8 protein-coding genes, 1 tRNA gene, 2 rRNA genes and 1 riboswitch (1 of these 12 only partly in view) are annotated in these 18,680 nt (G+C 68.5%); of the genes, 9 read left to right on the top strand and 2 right to left on the bottom strand.

Going from position 1 to position 18,680, the window contains the following annotated elements:
• The 3 genes from ACWPXE_RS28980 to ACWPXE_RS28970 form a co-directional block, all read left to right on the top strand.
• Positions 1-973 (top strand): 23S ribosomal RNA (locus tag ACWPXE_RS28980) (it extends 1,774 nt beyond the left edge of the window).
• 133 nt (positions 974-1,106) lie between these two features.
• Positions 1,107-1,222 (top strand): 5S ribosomal RNA (rrf, locus tag ACWPXE_RS28975).
• A 99-nt stretch (positions 1,223-1,321) separates the two neighbouring features.
• A tRNA-Met gene (locus tag ACWPXE_RS28970) sits at positions 1,322-1,398 on the top strand.
• Positions 1,399-1,835: 437 nt separating this feature from the next.
• On the opposite strand, the gene ACWPXE_RS28965 is transcribed toward ACWPXE_RS28970, so the two are convergent.
• Positions 1,836-3,746 (bottom strand): ATP-binding protein, encoded by a 1,911-nt coding sequence (locus ACWPXE_RS28965; RefSeq protein ID WP_454020599.1) that lies wholly within the window; start codon positions 3,744-3,746, stop codon positions 1,836-1,838.
• A 237-nt stretch (positions 3,747-3,983) separates the two neighbouring features.
• Between ACWPXE_RS28965 and ACWPXE_RS28960 the strand changes: the two genes are divergently transcribed.
• The 6 genes from ACWPXE_RS28960 to ACWPXE_RS28935 all read left to right on the top strand — a co-directional run bounded on the left by ACWPXE_RS28960 (position 3,984) and on the right by ACWPXE_RS28935 (position 17,484).
• On the top strand, positions 3,984-4,718 hold the full coding sequence (locus ACWPXE_RS28960; RefSeq protein ID WP_454020598.1) for a response regulator transcription factor: 735 nt from the start codon (positions 3,984-3,986) through the stop codon (positions 4,716-4,718).
• A gap of 32 nt (positions 4,719-4,750) precedes the next feature.
• Positions 4,751-6,616: a tetratricopeptide repeat protein gene (locus ACWPXE_RS28955; RefSeq protein WP_454020597.1), complete on the top strand. Its 1,866-nt coding sequence runs from the start codon at positions 4,751-4,753 to the stop codon at positions 6,614-6,616.
• Between the two features lie 402 nt (positions 6,617-7,018).
• Positions 7,019-13,351, top strand: a complete 6,333-nt coding sequence (locus tag ACWPXE_RS28950; RefSeq protein ID WP_454020596.1) for an Ig-like domain-containing protein — start codon at positions 7,019-7,021, stop codon at positions 13,349-13,351.
• Positions 13,352-13,383: 32 nt separating this feature from the next.
• Positions 13,384-16,023 (top strand): Ig-like domain-containing protein, encoded by a 2,640-nt coding sequence (locus ACWPXE_RS28945; protein WP_454020595.1) that lies wholly within the window; start codon positions 13,384-13,386, stop codon positions 16,021-16,023.
• Between the two features lie 182 nt (positions 16,024-16,205).
• Complete coding sequence (locus tag ACWPXE_RS28940) at positions 16,206-16,589, top strand: hypothetical protein (RefSeq protein ID WP_454020594.1); 384 nt, start codon at positions 16,206-16,208, stop codon at positions 16,587-16,589.
• Between the two features lie 127 nt (positions 16,590-16,716).
• A complete protein-coding gene (locus tag ACWPXE_RS28935; protein ID WP_237908041.1) occupies positions 16,717-17,484 on the top strand; it encodes a superoxide dismutase in 768 nt (255 codons plus the stop codon).
• Positions 17,485-17,568: 84 nt separating this feature from the next.
• Here the strand turns inward: ACWPXE_RS28935 and ACWPXE_RS28930 are convergent, their stop codons facing one another.
• On the bottom strand, positions 17,569-18,249 hold the full coding sequence (locus ACWPXE_RS28930) for an energy-coupling factor ABC transporter permease (protein ID WP_454020593.1): 681 nt from the start codon (positions 18,247-18,249) through the stop codon (positions 17,569-17,571).
• Between the two features lie 174 nt (positions 18,250-18,423).
• Positions 18,424-18,662, bottom strand: a riboswitch (cobalamin riboswitch).
• Positions 18,663-18,680: the final 18 nt, after the last annotated feature.

Raw genomic sequence — 18,680 nt, 5'->3', positions numbered from 1 at the left:
ATAACGGTCCTAAGGTAGCGAAATTCCTTGTCGGGTAAGTTCCGACCTGCACGAATGGCGTAACGACTTCCCCGCTGTCTCCAACACCAACTCAGCGAAATTGAACTCTCCGTGAAGATGCGGAGTACCCGCGGTCAGACGGAAAGACCCCGTGCACCTTTACTACAGCTTTGCAGTGGTGCTAGGGATCTCATGTGTAGGATAGGTGGGAGGCTAGGAAGCCCGGGCGCCAGCTCGGGTGGAGCCATCCTTGAAATACCACCCTTGAGGTCTCTGGCATCTAACCGCGCTCCGTTGATCCGGAGCCGGGACCCTGCATGGCGGGTAGTTTGACTGGGGCGGTCGCCTCCCAAAGTGTAACGGAGGCGCGCGATGGTGGGCTCAGAGCGGTCGGAAATCGCTCGACGAGTGCAATGGCATAAGCCCGCCTGACTGCAAGACAGACAAGTCGAGCAGAGACGAAAGTCGGCCATAGTGATCCGGTGGTCCCACGTGGACGGGCCATCGCTCAACGGATAAAAGGTACGCCGGGGATAACAGGCTGATGACTCCCAAGAGTCCATATCGACGGAGTCGTTTGGCACCTCGATGTCGGCTCATCACATCCTGGGGCTGGAGCAGGTCCCAAGGGTTCGGCTGTTCGCCGATTAAAGTGGTACGTGAGCTGGGTTTAGAACGTCGTGAGACAGTTCGGTCCCTATCTGCCGTGGGTGTCGGAGTTTTGCGAGGATCTGTCCCTAGTACGAGAGGACCGGGATGGACATACCTCTGGTGCACCGGTTGTCACGCCAGTGGCATGGCCGGGTAGCTAAGTATGGACGGGATAACCGCTGAAAGCATCTAAGCGGGAAACCCACCTCAAAACCAGAACTCCCTTGAGAGCCGTGACAGACCATCACGTCGATAGGAGGCATGTGGACGGGCGGCAACGCCTGAAGCTGAGCCTTACTAATCGCTCGATCGGCTTGATCCTTCCCAGCAGGCGGCCCGCGCGCAGCGGCAAGCCCTGGGCGCACGAGCCAACACCGCAAAGAACAAGAGCAAACGTCCTCAAACTTAACGAAACCCGCCCGTCCGGTCCGGATGGTTCGCGTGTGCCTTGGTGACCTGGTGGTCATGGCGAGGCTCCCAACACCCGATCCCATTCCGAACTCGGCCGTGAAACGCCTCAGCGCCGATGGTACTGCGTCTTAAGACGTGGGAGAGTAGGTCGCCGCCAGGTCACCACGGCACACGCCAAGCCATCAAGGACTTGGATGGATGGGTTTCAAACACACTTGACAATCGTCGTCGCACTGCCGGTTCCCAGCAGCCCAACACCCGCGGGGTGGAGCAGCCCGGTAGCTCGTCAGGCTCATAACCTGAAGGTCGCAGGTTCAAATCCTGCCCCCGCAACCAAATCACCTGTTCGCCAAGGCCGGTTCCCACTCGGGACCGGCCTTTCGCGTTTTCAGGCCGCAGGTCCTATCAAGGCGCTTCGGGTCATGAGGCTGCATCGCCAGCCTCGTCGACAATTTCGGATGTTGGATCCGGTTTTGGGGGTGAATTGTGCCGTTTTAGCACCAAGGCTGCTGCATATTTCCGCCCTTTCAGTCGAAATCGAGGGCTCGGGCACCGAGGAACGCTATTTTTCCGCCGTTGTGGTCCGCTTACAGGCATTAATGTGGGCTCAAGGCTGGCTTGTTAAGGTATCGACCGGCCGGACTGGCCGTGCAGACCTTTCTTATCGTCCGGATGGCTGGCCCAGGGCAGCCTCGCTTTTGCCTTGGGCTCTCCAGAACACCGCTTCCGCTTCGCCATCATCGGGGCCGTCGGTCCTCGCTGGACAACCAAGTTCATCCGATCGTTCCGGATATGTGGACCATCTCAACCGAGGCAACGGTCGCATTCATGGCGGTTTGACGTGGGTTCGGGAGGCTCTTTTCCCGCACCGGATTGACTGGGGGCAGCTGCACGGTGAACGCGGTTCCGGCACCGTCGCGGCTGTCAACCTCTATGCGCCCGGCGTGAGCCTCTATGATGCGTTTGACAAGATAGAGACCGAGTCCTGCTCCGGCGCGCCGCCCGACGTTGGGTGATCGGTAAAACTTTTCGAAGATGTGGCCCAGATCGGCCGACAGGATCGCTGCACCCGGATTGTGGACGCGCAGTTGCACCGTGCCGCGCTCCACCGACAGGGTCACGGTGACCTCACAGGGATGGGAATACTTGACCGCGTTGTCGATCAGGTTCGACAGAGCCACCGACAGGAGTGATGGATCAGCCATGACCGTTGCCGGCTCGCTCGGCAGATGGACGGCAAAGGTGGCATGACGGTGCAGCAAAGCCAAATCGGCGCACAGCGACCGTGTCAGGTCCGCCGTGTCCAACGGCTGCAGGGCCGGCGTGAGGCTCGCCGCTTCCAGCCAATCCTCGGCGAGGCAGTCCTCGACCAGCTTGCGCATGCGCTGCGCTGCGCGTCGGATGCGCGCCAGCTTGTCGAGGCTTCGTCCCGCCAACTCGCCGCCCGCTCCGGTCAGATCATCCACCGCGACGTGGATGACGGCCAGCGGGTTGCGGAACTCGTGCGACACCATGGCCAGGAAGTTTCGCTGCTCCGCCATGGCGTTGCGTTGGATCTCCAAGGCCGTCTCGGCCTTTTGGCGCGCGGCGTCCAGACTCTGTTCCAGGTCCTTGTGAACGGAGATGTCGTTGAGGTTGACGATCAGCGCTTCGCGCCGTGCGAATCCCACCGCGGCGGCGGACACGCGCAGCCACAGCCGCCGTCCGTCGGGCAGGCGGGCCAACGTTTCAGCCTCCCATGGCTCGCCCGGCGGAGGGCTCCGGGCCTGAAGCATGGTTTCGGGCTCTCCCACCGCGCCCAGGTCGATCAGATCGGGCAGCCGGGCGCCGATGGCGGTCCCTTGGATGGGGCCGAGCAGGTCCGCGGCCCGCTGGTTCAGGAAGGCGACCGTCAGGCTGTCCGGAAACACCACGAGGATCGGCAGCGGCGAGGAACTGACCAGATCGCTCAATTGCCGCTCGCTCTCCGTCAGCAGCCGGGCAACGCGTTCGCGTTCCCGCACCTCGCCAGCCAAGGCTTCGGCGCGCCGGGCCTCCTGCGAGGCCAGCCGCTCGGCAACCATCAGCACCATTCCGGCGCAGCCGATGAAGACGAAGGGGATGTTCCAGACGAACAGAACCAGCGCCATGGTGCCACCGCCACCCCCATTGTTCGGCACCATGTTGATCGAACTGCCCAGAGCCATGGCGATGCGAAACGTCAGCATCACCGCGTTGACGGCGAACAGGCCGATCACCAACCGCCGGCCGATCACGCTGCCGTCGGACCGTCCGACCAGAGCGGCGATGGTGGCGACCGAAAAGGCGAGCAGCCCGGTGCTGACCAGAGCGACGCGCGCGTTGCCGTCGTCGAGCAGCCAGAGCAGCGGCGTCCCCACCAGAAGGGCCGCCACATACGGAACGGCCGGAAGGGGCGGCAGGCCGACGAACTGCCGCATTCCCATGTAGGTGAAGCCCTGGCCCAGCAGGAGAATGCCGTTGGCGACGGCGATGCTCAGCCACTCCGGCACCGGGGCGGGAAGCATCCGCAGCAGGAAAAAGACCCCCACCAGGATGTTGCCCCACGCCCAGCCCCGCGGACCGGGCACCGAGGTGTTGAGCTTGTAGAGAAGCGTGGCCACCAGAGCCGAGAGGAAAATCATCACTCCGGTCATGGCGAAAAGTGTGTTGCCGTCCAGATGCATGGGCCCGCCCTCTATACCGCCTGCTGTGCCGGCCGCCATGCCGTATCGAAATTGTGCCACATCGGGATTGCGTCGTGTCGGTACGTTCCATGTCACCGGGTGCGGCACCCTCGGGCGGTTGTTGACCCGAGTCTCGCTTTAATTCCTATTGCCCCTTTCGCGAGCAATGCCGTAGAGACAGTATCGTCTTTCCTCCGCACTTTCTTCCACAAGGTGCTCGTCGCGTAAAGGACGGTTATGACGCCCGATGACGTTTCGGTTTTCCTCGTGGAAGACGACGAAGATTTCCGAGATGCCCTTGCCGATTGTCTCGATGGGGCCGGCTTTCATGTCCGTGCTTTTGCGGATGCGCTCAGTTTCTACAAAGGTTCTTTATCAGTGCGACCGGACGTTGCGGTGATCGACGTCAACCTTCCGGATGAAAGCGGGTTGGAGGTGCTTGGACACGTCACCACCCTGGGGATCGGGGCCATCCTGCTGACCGCTCGCGGCACCACCAGCGACCGGGTGGCGGGGTACGAGGCTGGGGCTGACATCTATTTCGTCAAGCCCGTGGACACGCATGAGCTGATCGCGGCGATCCGCGGTCTTGCCGTCAAGGGCCGTCGCCGCATGGAAGCCGCCGGGAAGAGCGTGGAAGCCCCGGCCTCCGAGGGTGCCGCACCGGTCTGGCTGCTGAAGCAGCGCTCGCACCTGCTGGTCGGTCCGGACCTGCAGGTCGTGCGTCTCGCCGATCAGCAAACCAGACTCCTGGCCGCGCTCGCCCTGCACGCGCCCAACGCCGCGCCGCGGGACGACCTGCTGGCCGCGCTCGGGCACAATCCGGAATTCAGCGACCGCCAGATCCTGGACTCCGCGATCCGCCGCCTGCGCCGCACCGTCGAGGTTTCCGCCGGCATTCCTCTCGCCGTGACCACCATCCCGCGGGTGGGTTACGCGTTGCGCGACGGCATCGTCCTCGACCCGAATTGAGCGCTCCCCTCCCTCCAGCGGTGGACCAGATCATGCCGGCGAACCATACGGCCGATTTGAAGACCGGTATCCCCGCCCCACCCACGAACAAACGATGGGCGGACAAACGATGGGCGCTGTCCCTGGTCCGCCGTCACCGATGCGCCATCGTCCAAGCGCCCGGCCACGCCGCCGGTTACATGAATCTGGGTGAGGGGCTGCGCACGCTCGGCCAGGATGGCGCGGCGGCGGCGGTCAACGCCCGGGCTCTGACGCTGCGCCCGGATTATCCCCAGGCGCTCTGCGCGCGGTCGGTCCTGTTCGCTGGGCAGGGTTGTCCGCGGGCGGCGCTGCGTCTGGCCTTGCGGGCGCTGGCGGTGGACCCGGCCTTTCCCACCGGCTGGGACTGGCTCGCCAGGCTGGCCGGCGCCGAATCGCTCGACGAGGTCCGGCTGAGGGCGATGCTCCGCTCCGTCCGGCTGACCCCGGCCCGCCCGGAGGCGCTGGTCGCCTTCGGCACGGCCCTGACGGACGGGGACCGGGTGCGGGGCGATGCCTGGGCGCGGGAAGAGGGAGTCGGCATTCTGCAGCGGACCCTGGCGCTCGATCCGGCGTCCCCGGAGGCGATCGGGGCGCTGGCCGGCGCCGCCTTCCGCCTCAGCCGTTTTTCAGAGGTGCTGCGTCTGATCCGCCGGCTGCACCGGATCGATCCGCAGAACGCCAACGCCTACGCCATGCGCAGCGTGGTCGCCACCATGCTGGGCGACTTCGACGCGGCGGTCGCCCATGGCCGTTGCGCCGTGCTTCTGGCGCCGGGGGAGGCCACACCCTGGATCAATCTGGCGCTTGGCCTGCACGCGCTGCAGCATCCGGAAATTGCCGCCCATTACAATCGGCGTGCCGCTCGGCTGGACCCGGGTGGAGCGGTGGGCCGCTTCAATCTGTCGCTGAACCTGCTGGCGATGGGCGATCTGGCGCGCGGCTGGCGGCTCTACGAGGCGCGCTGGCGCATGGGCGGCGCCAGGACGCCGGATCACGCTCCACTCTGGGACGGCACCGACCCGGCGGGCCGACGTATCCTGCTGACCGCGGAGCAGGGACAGGGGGACACGCTGCACTTCATCCGCTACGCCCCGCTGCTGGCCGCGCGCGGCGCGCGGGTGGAGGCGCAGGTGCAGCCGTCGCTGGTCCGGCTGGTCTCCCTGATGCCCGGCGTGTCCGCGGTCCACCGGTCGGACGAACCGCCGCCGCCCTGCGATGCCGTGGTCGCCCTGCTGAGCCTGCCGCGCCTGTTCGGGACGACGCTGGACACCATCCCGGCCGCCGTTCCCTATCTGCGCACGGCGCCGGCCGACGAGGCGCGCTGGCGGGAGCGCCTGACGGGAGAACACCGGGTCGGAGAGCGCCGACTGAAGGTCGGGCTGGTCTGGGCCGGGGACTCGCATGCCGCGCACCTCGGCGCCAACGCGGTGGACGGGCGGCGCAGCTTGCCGCTGGCGGCGCTCGCTCCGCTGGCCTCCGTGCCGGGAATCGCCTGGATCAGCCTCCAGAAGGGCGCTCCGGCGGCCCAGGCCGGGATGCCGCCGCCCGGCATGGACCTGACCGACTGGATGGACGAGGTCACGGACTTCGCCGACACCGCCGCCCTGATCACGCAGCTCGATCTTGTCATCTCGGTCGACACGTCGGTGTGCCATCTCGCTGGCGGTCTGGGCAAGCCGGTCTGGGTGCTGTCGCGCTTCGACGCCTGCTGGCGCTGGCTGATCGGCCGAGACGACACGCCCTGGTACCCGACCATGCGCCTGTTCCGGCAGGAACGCCCCGGCGATTGGGATCCGGTCATCGCCCGGCTCGCCGCCCGCCTCCGCATCGTGGCGGACCACCGGATTCCCGCCGCGCCCACCCTATTAAGGGCATGAGCCTGCGGGGCCGCCGTCACGGCCCCTTCCGTCGAGCCGGTCAGAAACCGGTCAGATCCACGTCACCTTTTGTCCATGTGATTGGTGCGGCTTCTTCACTATCGTCCAAAACCGCCACTTTTGGTGTGCGCCATGCAGCTGAAAGTCGCGGGTTTGGCATAATTCTCTACGAAGATCAGAGAATAAGTGAAATGAAGCCGTGTTTTTTAAAGAACCTGACTCGTAATCCGTTCAGTTTTACTTTGAAGACTGCGCTCTTGTTGCGCCGGAGCCCGGCGGCATAAGCGGAACGGACCCGTTCCCAGCACCCCAGAACTCCAGACTTTGAACACTGACCGTGGCCTCCGCCGCTCGGAGAGCCCTCGCACATCCTGACCGTCCTAACCGAGGGGAAACACGACCATGGCCGATCCGAACTTCACGCTGCTTGGCACCGCTCTGTTCGGCATCGGAAAAGTCGGCCCCTCCGGCGTGGCGGGACAGGCCACCCCGGTGTTCGTCGACATCGACGGCGACGGCGATCTCGACGCCCTGATCGGCGATGTGAATGGCGGCATCACGCTATACCGGAACGTCGGGACGATCGACTGGCCGTCCTTCACCCACGCCGGCACGAACCCCTTCGGCCTGAGCAACGTCGGCGGCTGGTCGTCGCCGGCCTTCGCCGACCTCGATGGCGACGGCGACCTCGATCTGCTGATCGGCAGCGATTCCGCGAACAGCACCAACGGTTCCCCGCTCACCGGGCGCGGCTACCTGTTCTATTTCCGCAACGTCGGCACGGCGACCGCCCCCAGCTACGTGCTGGCCGGCACGAACCCCTTCGGCCTCAGCAGCACCGGCTTCTACGCGAAGCCGACCTTCGCCGACATCGACGGCGACGGCGATCTCGACGCCATCATCGGCAGCGGCAGCGGCGACCTGTACGTCTACCGCAACGTCGGCACCCGGACGGCGCCCAGCTTCTCACTGGTCGGCGTCAACGCCTTCGGCCTCGGAAAGGTCGGCAGCGAGAGCATCAACATGTCCTCGCCGACCTTCGCGGACATCGACGGCGACGGCGATCTCGACGCCATCATCGGCACCAACGCCGGCGACACGGTCGTTTACCGCAACATCGGCAGCCGGACGAACCCGAACTTCACGCTGGTCGGCACCAACCCCTTCGGCCTCGCCGACAGCGGCAGCTACGCCCGGCCGGTCTTCGTTGACCTCGACGGCGACGGCGACCTCGACGCGATCGTCGGCGAGCAGGGGGGGAGGATCGTCGCCTACTGGAACGGCCCGGCCCCCGTCGCTCCGCCGACCGGGCTGACGCTGGGCTGGGATACGGACAGCGGCGTGCGGGGCGACCGCATCACCAACAACACCCGACCGGCCATCACCGGCACGGCGGTCGCCGGTTCGACCGTGGTGCTGTATGACGGGTCCACCGCCATCGGGACCGCGACGGCGGGCAGTGGTGGGCAGTGGACGATCACCCCGACGGGCACGTTGGGCGCCGGCGCCCACACGCTGACCGCCAAGACCAGCCAGAACGGCGGCACCTCCTCCGCCTCCGGCGCGCTGGTCGTGACCATCGACCTGTCCGCTCCGACGCTGGTGTCGGCGGCGGTGAACGGGACCGCGCTGACGCTGACCTACTCGGAGGCGATGTTCAGCGTCGCCTTGGACAAGTCCGCCTTCACGGTGAAGGTGAACGGCGTCGCGGTCGAGATCAGCAGCCTTTACGTCAGCGGCTCGACGGTCAACGTGATCCTCGCCAAGGAGGTCGTCCGCTACAAGACGGTGACGGTGGACTACACGCCGCCCTCGTCGAACCCGGTCCAAGACGCCGCCGGCAACAGCGCCGGCGCGCTGACCGGGCGGGCGGTGGTCAACAACACGCCGGGCGATCCGAACTTTCTGCCGCCCTCCACCAACCCGCTGGGGCTGGGCGACAGCGGCAGCTACGCCCGGCCGGCGGTCGCCGATCTGGACGGCGACGGCGACCTCGACGTGCTGGTGGGCAACGCCGCCGGCGATACGCTCTATTACCGCAACATCGGCACCCGGACGAACCCGACCTTCACGCTGGCCGGCACCAACCCCTTCGGCCTGGGCCGCGTCGGCACGAACGCCTCGACCAGCTTCGCGGACATCGACGGCGACGGCGATCTCGACGCGCTGATCGGCAACCAGAACGGCGGCATCGTCGTCTACCGCAACGTCGGCACCCGGACGGCGCCCAGCTTCACGCTGGTCGGCACCAATCCCTTCGGCCTCGGCGGGGTCGGCACCGCCGCGGCGCCCACCTTCGCGGACATCGACGGCGACGGCGACCTCGACGTCCTGATCGGCAACGGCGCCGGCAACCTGGTTCTCTATTGGAACGCCGGCACCTCGGCGGCGCCCACCTTCACGCTGGGAGGCACCAATCCCTTGGGGCTGGGCAGCGTGACCGGCGGCGCCATGCCGTCCTTCGTGGATGTCGACGGCGACGGCGATCTCGACGCGCTGATCGGCACCCCGGACGGCAACACGATCGTCTACCGCAACGTCGGCTACAGCGACAACCCCAGCTTCACGCTGGTCGGCACCAACCCCTTTGGGCTCGAGGACGTCGGGAACCGGGCGACGCCGGTGTTCGCCGACATCGATGGCGACGGTGACCTCGACGCGCTGACCGGCAACGCGGACGGCGACCTGATCGTGTCGCGGCAGGTGCCGCCGCCCGACGCGCCGGAAGGGCTGACCCTCGACCCCGGGTCGGATTTCGGCGTGGCCGGCGACCGGCTCACCGGCGACGCGACCCCGACGATCACCGGCACGGCGCTGGCCGGGCTGACGGTGGTGCTGTACGACGGGGCGACGGCGCTGGGGACCACCACCGCCGGTAGCGACGGGCTGTGGACCATCACGCCGGCCACCCCGCTGGCCGACGGCGCGCGGACCCTGACCGCGAAGACCCGGAACAGCGACGGCACCTCGGCACCGTCCAAGACCTTGGTCGTCACCATCGACACAACGCTGCCGGTCCTGTCCTCGGCGACGGTGAACGGCGCCGTCCTGACGCTGAGCTACTCCGAGGCGCTGGACCTGATGTCCAAGCCTGCGGCCTCAGCCTTCACGGTGAAGGCGGGCGGCGCGACGGTGGGCGTGACCAACGTCGCCATCACCGGTTCGGTCGTCACCCTGACCCTGGAATACGCGGTCCTGCGCACCGACACGGTGACGGTGGACTACACCCCACCGCAGACGGCGCCGGCGCGGGACGTCGCGGGCAACGACACCGCCACGCTGACCAGCCAGCCGGTGAGCAACCAGACCGACCCCTATTTCAACCTTCTGGGCACCAACCCGTTCGGTCTCGCCAACGCCGGGGCGGGTGCCACGCCGACCTTTGCCGACATCGACGGCGACGGCGACCTGGACATGCTGGTCGGCATCCAGAGCGGCGACTCGATCCTCTATCGCAACGTCGGGACGGCGACGACGCCCAGCTTCACGCTGGAAGGCACCAACCCCTTCGGCCTCGGGAACGTCGGCTCCTATTCCTACGCCGTGCCCACCGTCGCCGACATCGACGGCGACGGCGACCTCGACGTCTTCATCGGCAACGCCTACGGCAACACGATCTTTTATCGCAACGTCGGAACGACGGCAGCGCCCAGCTTCACGCTGGTCGGCACCAACCCGTTCGGCATCGGCCAGAACAATTATGCAGCTCCGACGTTTGTGGACATCGACGGCGACGGCGACCTCGATCTCTTCGTCGGCGGCATGTACGGCAACGTCAACTTCTACCGCAACGTCGGGACAACGGCAGCGCCCAGCTTCACGCTGGCCGGCAACAATCCGCTGGGCCTTGCGAACATCGGCGGCGAAGTCCGGCCGGTCTTCGCGGACATCGACGGTGACGGCGACCTCGATGCCATCATCGGAAACAACAACGGGGACGATGTGGTCTTCCGCAACGTCGGAACGACGGCGGCGCCCAGCTTCACGCTGGTCGGCACCAACCCGTTCGGCCTCAAATCCCACAACTATCAGGTTCGGCCAACCCTCCTGGACATCGACGGTGATGGCGACCTCGACCTCGTGATCGGGAATGGCGGCAACATGGTCGTCTACCTGCAGGCGCCCCCGCCGCCCGGCGCGCCAAGCAGCCTTGGCCTTGCCGCCGCGTCCGACAGCGGCGTGGCCGGCGACCGGATCACCAACAGCACGACTCCCGTCATCACCGGCTCCGCCGCGTCCGGAGCCACGGTGGTGCTGTACCGGGGCGCCACGGCGATCGGCACCGCCACCGCGGTCAACGGGCAGTGGACCATCACACCGACCGGCACCCTCGCACAGGGTAGCCACACCCTGACCGCGACGGCCACCCGCGAGGGAAGCACCTCCCAGGCATCCACCGCTTTCACCCTGACCATCGACACGACGGCGCCGAACGCTCCGGCGGTGACCTCGGCGGCGCTGACCAACAGCACGACGCCGACCCTCACCGGCACGGCGGAGGCGAACAGCACGGTCACCGTCACGGTGGGTGGGGCGACCTACACAACCACGGCCGCGTCGGGGACCGGCGCCTGGAGCGTCAACCTGTCCTCGGCCACCCCGGCCTCGGGCACGCTGAGCCTGAACGCCAACGGCACCAACCCCGTGTCCGTCACGGCGACCGACGCCGCGGGCAACGTCTCGTCGGCGGGGACGCAGACGCTGACCATCGACACCACCGCCCCGAACGCCCCGGCGGTGACCAGCGCCGCCCTGACCAAAGCCGTGAAGCCGACCATCAGCGGCACGGCGGAGGCGAACAGCACGATCACCGTCACGGTCGGCGGCGCCACCTACACGACCGCCGCGTCGGGAACCGGCGCCTGGAGCGTCAACCTCGCCACGGCCACCCCGGCCTCGGGCACGCTGGGGCTCAACGCCAACGGGACCAACGCCGTGTCCGTCACGGCGCACGACGGTGCCGGCAACGTCTCCTCGGCGGGGACGCAGACGCTGACCATCGACACCACCGCCCCGAACGCGCCCTCGGTGACCTCGGCGGCCCTGAGCAACAGCGCCACTCCGGTGATCGCCGGCACGGCCGAAGCGGACAGCACGGTCACCGTCACGGTCGGCGGGGCGACCTACACCACCACGGCGGCTGCGGGAACCGGCGCCTGGAGTGTGGATCTGTCCACGGCCACCCCGGCCTCGGGCACGCTGGGGCTCAACGCCAACGGGACCAACGCCGTGTCCGTCGCGGCGCGCGACGCCGCGGGCAACGTGTCGTCGGCGGGAACGCAGACGCTGACCATCGACACCACCGCGCCGAACGCGCCCTCGGTGACCTCGGCAGCCCTGAGCAACAACGCCACTCCGGTGATCGCCGGCACGGCCGAAGCGGACAGCACGGTCACCGTCACGGTCGGCGGGGCGACCTACACCACCACGGCGGCTGCGGGAACCGGCGCCTGGAGCGTCAACCTCGCCACGGCCACCCCGGCCTCGGGCACGCTGGGCCTCAACGCCAACGGGACCAATGCCGTTTCCGTCACGGCGCGCGACGCCGCAGGCAACGTGTCATCGGCGGGGACGCAGACGCTGACCATCGACACCACCGCGCCGAACGCGCCCTCGGTGACCTCGGCGGCCCTGACCAAAAGCACCACTCCGGTGATCGCCGGCACGGCCGAAGCGGACAGCACGGTCACCGTCACGGTGGGCGGCGCCACCTACACCACGGCCGCGTCGGGATCCGGCGCCTGGAGCGTGGACCTGTCCTCGGCCACTCCGGCCTCGGGCACGCTGGGCCTCAACGCCAACGGCGCCAACCCCGTCTCGGTCACGGCGCGCGATGCCGCCGGCAACGTGTCGTCGGCGGGGACGCAGACGCTGACTGTCGACACCACCGCGCCCACCGCGCCCTCGGTGACCTCGGCGACGCTGACCAACAGCACGACGCCGACCCTGACCGGCACGGCGGAAGCCGGCAGCATCGTCACCGTCACCGTCGGTGGGGCGAAATACACCGCCATGGCGACCGGCGGAAACTGGTCCATCGACCTTGCCACCGCGACGCCGGTAACCGGTTCGTTGAACCTCAACGCCAATGGCACGAACGCCGTCTCTGCCACCGCCACCGACGCGGCGGGCAACACGTCGTCCGCCGGCACCCAATCGTTGACCATCGACACCACGCTGCCTAGCGCTCCGGCGGTGACCAGCGCCGCGCTGAGCAACAGCACGACGCCGACCCTCACCGGCTTGGCCGAGGCCGGCAGCACCGTCACCGTCACGGTGGGCGGCGCTACCTACACCACGACGGCGACGGGTGGGCGTTGGTCCATCGACCTCGCCACGGCGACGCCAACCATCGGCTCGCTCAGCCTCAACGCCAACGGCGCCAACCCGATCTCTGCGACGGCGACCGATGCCTCGGGCAATGTCTCGGCGCCGGGCACGCAGTCGCTGACCATCGACACGACAGCGCCGGACGCTCCGAACGTCACCACGGTGCTGAGCAACAGCACGACGCCGACCCTCACCGGCTTGGCCGAGGCCGGCAGCACCGTCACCGTCACGGTGGGCGGCGCTACCTACACCACGACGGCGACGGGTGGGCGTTGGTCCATCGACCTCGCCACGGCGACGCCAACCATCGGCTCGCTCAGCCTCAACCCGAACGGTGCCAATCCCGTCTCGGCCACCGCCACCGATGCTGCGGGCAACACCTCGATCCTGGCACGCAGTCGCTGACCATCGACACCACGGCGCCCAATGCTCCGGCGGTGACCAGTGCGGCGCTGAGCAACAGCACGACCCCGACTGTTGCGGGCACGGCGGAGGCTGGCAGCACCGTCACCGTCATGGTGGGTGGGGCGACCTACACCACCACCGCGACGGGTGGAAACTGGTCCATCAACCTCGCTACCGCGACGCCGACCGCTGGCTCGTTGAACCTCAACGCCAGCGGCGCCAATCCCGTCTCGGCCACCGCCACCGATGCCGCGGGCAACGTCTCGGCGCCGGGCACCCAATCGCTGACCATCGACACCACGCTGCCCGATGCGCCGACCGTCGCCACGGCGCTGAGCAACAGCACCACCCCGACCCTCACCGGCACGGCCGAAGCCGGGGCGACGGTGACGGTCACGGTGGGCGGCGCCACCTACACCACCACCGCGACCGGCGGGAACTGGTCCATCGACCTCGCCACGGCGACGCCGACCGCCGGTTCGCTGAGCCTGAACGCCAACGGCGCCAACCCGGTCTCGGCCACGGCGACCGATGCCTCGGGCAATGTCTCGGCGCCGGGCACCCAATCGCTGACCATCGACACCACGCTGCCCGATGCGCCGACCGTCACCACGGCGCTGAGCAACAGCACCACCCCGCCCCTCACCGGTTCGGCCGAGGCCGGCAGCACCGTCACCGTCACGGTGGGCGGCGCCACCTACACCACCACCGCCACGAACGGCGGCGCCTGGAGCCTCGACCTCGCCACGGCCACACCGGTCACCGGCACGCTGAGCCTCAACGCCAACGGCGCCAACCCCGTCTCGGCCACCGCCACCGACGCGGCGGGCAACACCTCGATCCCTGGCACGCAGTCGCTGACCGTCGACACCACCCCGCCGACGGCCACCGTGCTGTTCGAGGACGACAGCATCGACGCCATCGAGCAGTCCAGCACCGCCTTCACCATCAGCGGCGGCGAGGCCGGGACCAGCTTCACCTGGACGATCACCTCGACCGGCGGCGGCCAGGTCACCGGCAGCGGCGTGATGAGCGGTCCGACCATGCGGGTGACCGGGCTGGACCTCTCCGGCCTGGGCGACGGCACGCTCACCCTGACCCTCGGCCTGACCGACCCGGCGGGCAACGCCTCGCCGCCCTTCACCGCGGCGACGCAGAAGCTCACCGCCACCGCGGAGAAGCCCGCCCCGGTCGCCCCGCCGCCGACGGCCACCGTGGACGGCGCCACCGTCAACGGCTCGATCATCACCGGCAGCGACGGCAAGCGCGTCACCACCGTGACCATCGCGGCGACCAACAGCAACCGCGTGGAAGACACCAGCACCGCCAACGCCGACCTCGCCGACGTGCCGGTGGTGCGCGAGCAGGTGGTCGACCGGCAGACCGGTGCGGTGTCCACCGTCACCACCCTGACGGTCAGCGTCTCCAACGGCGTGGCCGTCACCACCAGCGGCAGCGCCGAGCGGCAGACCGCCGCGGAGGCGCAGACCGGGCTGACCGGTCTGATCGCCGCCATCGAGGCGCGCACCGACGCCGGCACGGCCTCGCGCGGCAACCTGACCGGCGGCGGCGACGGCTTCCTCTCGGTGCTTTCCGCCCAGGCCCAGCTCCTGGTGCGCGCCATCGACTTCAGCACGCCGGGTGCGACCGCCGGCCAGGCGGTGCAGACCAAGGTGACCGGCAACACGCTGGGCGGCACCGGGGTCGCCAGCACGGCGCCGACCGCGGTGGTGCTCAACACCTCGGCGGCGGCGGGTCCGGTGACCATCCAGCTCGACAACGTCGAATTCGCGGCGGTGGTCGGCAACGCCACGCTGGTCGGCGGCGACGGCGAGCAGATCGTCTACGGCGACGACCACCAGCAGTACATGTACCTGGGGGCCGGCGACGACATCCTGCACGGCGGCGGCGGCAACGACACGATCGCCAGCGCCGGCGGCAACGACACGCTGTACGGCGACGACGGCGACGACGTGGTGATGGGCGGCGAGGGCGACGACTGGCTGTTCGGCGGCGAGGGCAACGACCTGGTCGGCGGCGGCGTCGGCAACGACGCGCTGTTCGGCGGGACGGGCCGCGACATCCTGTTCGGCGAGGACGGCGACGACACGCTGACCGGCGAGGAGGGCGAGGACACGCTGTCCGGCGGGGCGGGCAACGACCTGCTGTTCGGCGGGGCTGGCAACGACTTCCTGATCGGCGACGCGGGCGACGACACGATCAGCGGCGGGGCTGGCAACGACGTGGCGCTGGGCGGGGCGGGGCGCGACCTGATCGGTCTCGGCGCGGGCGACGACCTGGCCAGCGGCGACGGCGGCGACGACACGCTGTTCGGCGAGGACGGCAACGACACGCTGTTCGGCGGGGCGGGCAACGACCTGCTGAACGGCGGGTCGGGCAACGACGTGCTGTTCGCCGACGGCGGTGCGGACACGCTGTGGGGTGGCGCCGGGGCGGACGTCTTCGCCTTCGGGCGGGCGTCGGGCGGATCGGTGGTGATGGACTTCCAGGCGGGTGTGGACCGTCTGGCGCTCTACGACGCCAGCATGGACCTCGGCGCGGTGATCCGCTCGGCGCGGGTGGAGGGCGGCAACACCACCCTCGACGTCGGCGGAGGCAACCGCATCACCATCCTCGGCCAGACCGGCAACGTCGCCGGCTGGTTCGGCTGAGGACGCATACACGCGATACGAAACGGCGGGTGCCGGGGCCTTTGGGCTTCGGCACCCGCCGTTCTGCGTCGGCTTCCCCGAGCGGAGGGGGGCGGACTAATCCGTAGGGGTCTTTGCCGCCGCGGGGTTATCGGTTGGATGATGGTTTACCCGATCGAACGAATCCCCGGAGCCATTCCGCCATGCCGACATTGCCGCACGGATCGCCCGACCGCGGGCTGAAGCCGTTCATCCTCGCCATTCATCGCGAAGCGCTGGAAACCGCCGCGGCCAAGGGGCTGACCGGCACTCTGGCGCAGGTCGCCGCTCTCCAGGACACCGCCAGCCTCGCCTCGGCCAAGGCCGGGCGTCTCGTCACGGAGGAGGAGGTGATGCGCCTGCTGCTTCGGGAGCGCCGCGCCCGTAAGATCCATGAGGCAATGGGAACCGCACCGGTCGCACCGGTCGCACCGGTCCGGAAGCCGGTGGCGGCCCCGTCCCGATTCCGCCTGGGGCGCTGGCGGACCGTGGCGATGGGCATGGCCCTCTCGGCGTCCGCCGGACTGGCTGGAAAGGTCCGCTTGTAGGAAACGGGCGGTGTGCGGTCCGCCGGTACCGAGTGAGTACGCCCATTGCCCTGTTGAGTGAGGCGCGGGGCGCACTGAGGCTGTCGCTTCCCCGCTGTTCGGCACGAAACACACAATGGGAGGTCTCATGTCCGTTCGCCTGGATCGCCGCCAATTGCTGCTCTCCGCCGGAGCCGCCGCGCTGGTGCTGGCCGTGGCGCCGCGCTTCGTCCTGGCCCAAACAACAGGGACCCAAACAACAGGGGGCCAGACACCGGGCGGCAAGGGATTCACGCTGCCGCCGCTGCCCTACGCGCCCGCCGCGCTGGAACCGCACATCGACGCGACGACCATGAGCGTGCATCACGGCAAGCACCATCAGGCTTATGTCGACAACCTCAACAAGGCGCTCGCCAACCACGGCGACCTTCAGGCGATGCCGCTGGCCGACCTGCTGAAGCGCGTCCCGGAACTGCCGGAAAGCATCCGCACCGCGGTGCGCAACAACGGTGGCGGGCACGCCAACCACAGCATGTTCTGGAGCATCATGGGGCCGAAGGCGGGCGGTGCCCCAGACGGCGAGGTCGGAGCGGCCATCGCGCGCGACTTCGGCAGCTTCGACGACTTCAAGACCCGCTTCAACACGGCGGGGGCCGGGCAGTTCGGCAGCGGCTGGGTCTTCGTCACCGCCGACCCGTCGTCGGGCAAACTCGCCATCGCCGCCCGCCCGAACCAGGATTCGCCGGCCATGGAGGGGGTGCCCGTGCTGATGGGCAACGACGTGTGGGAGCACGCCTATTACCTGAAGTACCAGAATCGGCGCGCCGACTATCTGGCGGCCTGGTGGAACGTCGTCGACTGGGGCGCGGTGAACCGCCGCTACGCGGCGATCCGCAAGGGCGAACTGGTGATCTGAGCGGCCAGCCTGACCTAAAACGGAAAAGGGCGGCGGGGATGTCCCCGCCGCCCTTCCTGCGAACCGTCTGGTCCAGTGGCCCGATCAGGCGCCCTGGTGCAGGCGGACGTTGAACAGCGGGCCCTGGCTCTGGCGGCGCAGCGCCTTGGCGACAGCCAGCACGGCGAGGTCGGCCAGCGGCTCGACAATGATGACGGTCATGTAGGCGGCGCCGAAGGAGGCGACCTCCGTCATGGTCTCGGCGGTGAAGCCGTGTCCGTAGAAGGCCCAGAAGGCCACCCAGGCGACGATGCCGCCCTGGTAGGCGGTGGAGAGGGCGAGCGCCTGCGAGTACTTCAGGTCGACATAGGGGGTGGCGTCCGGAACGATCCGCTTCGCCAGCAGGCTGATGCCCCACAGCGGGACCAGCAGCGTGGTGACGTTCATGCCGTACTGCGGCAGGTCGAACGGCGCGAAGAACAGGCCCTGGATCAGCAGGCCGGCGGCGAGGCCGATGGAGGCCGCACCGGCTCCGAACATCAGGAGCAGCGTCGAACCGAGGATCAGGTGAACCTCCGACACGCCCACGGGGTGGTGCGGGAACACCTCGAAGAAGCTGAAGACCAGCGCGGTGGCGATCAGGCTGCGCAGCACCAGCGGCGCGACCCCGCCGTTGTTGCGGACGTCGTCGCGCGCCAGCTTGCCGGCCATCGCGAAGCCGCCGGCGGCCGTCGCGTAGCTGAGAGCGATCTTGGCGCCGTCCACGACGCCGGGTTCGATGTGCATGCTCTATGCCCTTTCCGAGTCTGCCATGCGTTGGGAGGGCGTCGTTGCTGGCAGGCACCGGCATCGCAACCCCCTTGGTCCCCTTGGATGGGCGCACCGGAGGGACGGCTTGCGGAAGACGGGCGGCCTTTAGGCCGGACATCGGCAAGCGACCACCGGGGCACCCCGCCCGAGGACGTACGTTCGGTTACGGCAGGTCTCCTGGCTTGCGGGTCAAGGCGGCATCGTCCGGCCTTCCCGGCGCCCGTTCCCGCAGGCGGCGCCAGTGACACGGAAAGGACGAGGCCGCTCACCGCTCACAGTTGCGGGGGCAGCGCCGGATTTGCCGTTTCCCCCCGATCGGGGCGACGCACCGGCTTCCCTCTTAGCCCCGCGACCGGAGGGCGCGGGGAACCATAACCGGCGCCAGGGTAGGGGCGGGGTCCCCCGCC

The organism is Azospirillum sp. Marseille-Q6669 (assembly GCF_965111635.1).
Note: the sequence above shows the minus strand (reverse complement) of the source record. Positions and strands in the feature narration are given on the sequence as shown.

Coding starts and splice junctions, on each gene's coding strand:
- ACWPXE_RS28965 (WP_454020599.1), bottom strand. CDS start 3,746: ATGCATCTGGACGGCAACACACTTTTCGCCATGACCGGAGTGATGATT.
- ACWPXE_RS28960 (WP_454020598.1), top strand. CDS start 3,984: ATGACGCCCGATGACGTTTCGGTTTTCCTCGTGGAAGACGACGAAGAT.
- ACWPXE_RS28955 (WP_454020597.1), top strand. CDS start 4,751: ATGCCGGCGAACCATACGGCCGATTTGAAGACCGGTATCCCCGCCCCA.
- ACWPXE_RS28950 (WP_454020596.1), top strand. CDS start 7,019: ATGGCCGATCCGAACTTCACGCTGCTTGGCACCGCTCTGTTCGGCATC.
- ACWPXE_RS28940 (WP_454020594.1), top strand. CDS start 16,206: ATGCCGACATTGCCGCACGGATCGCCCGACCGCGGGCTGAAGCCGTTC.
- ACWPXE_RS28935 (WP_237908041.1), top strand. CDS start 16,717: ATGTCCGTTCGCCTGGATCGCCGCCAATTGCTGCTCTCCGCCGGAGCC.
- ACWPXE_RS28930 (WP_454020593.1), bottom strand. CDS start 18,249: ATGCACATCGAACCCGGCGTCGTGGACGGCGCCAAGATCGCTCTCAGC.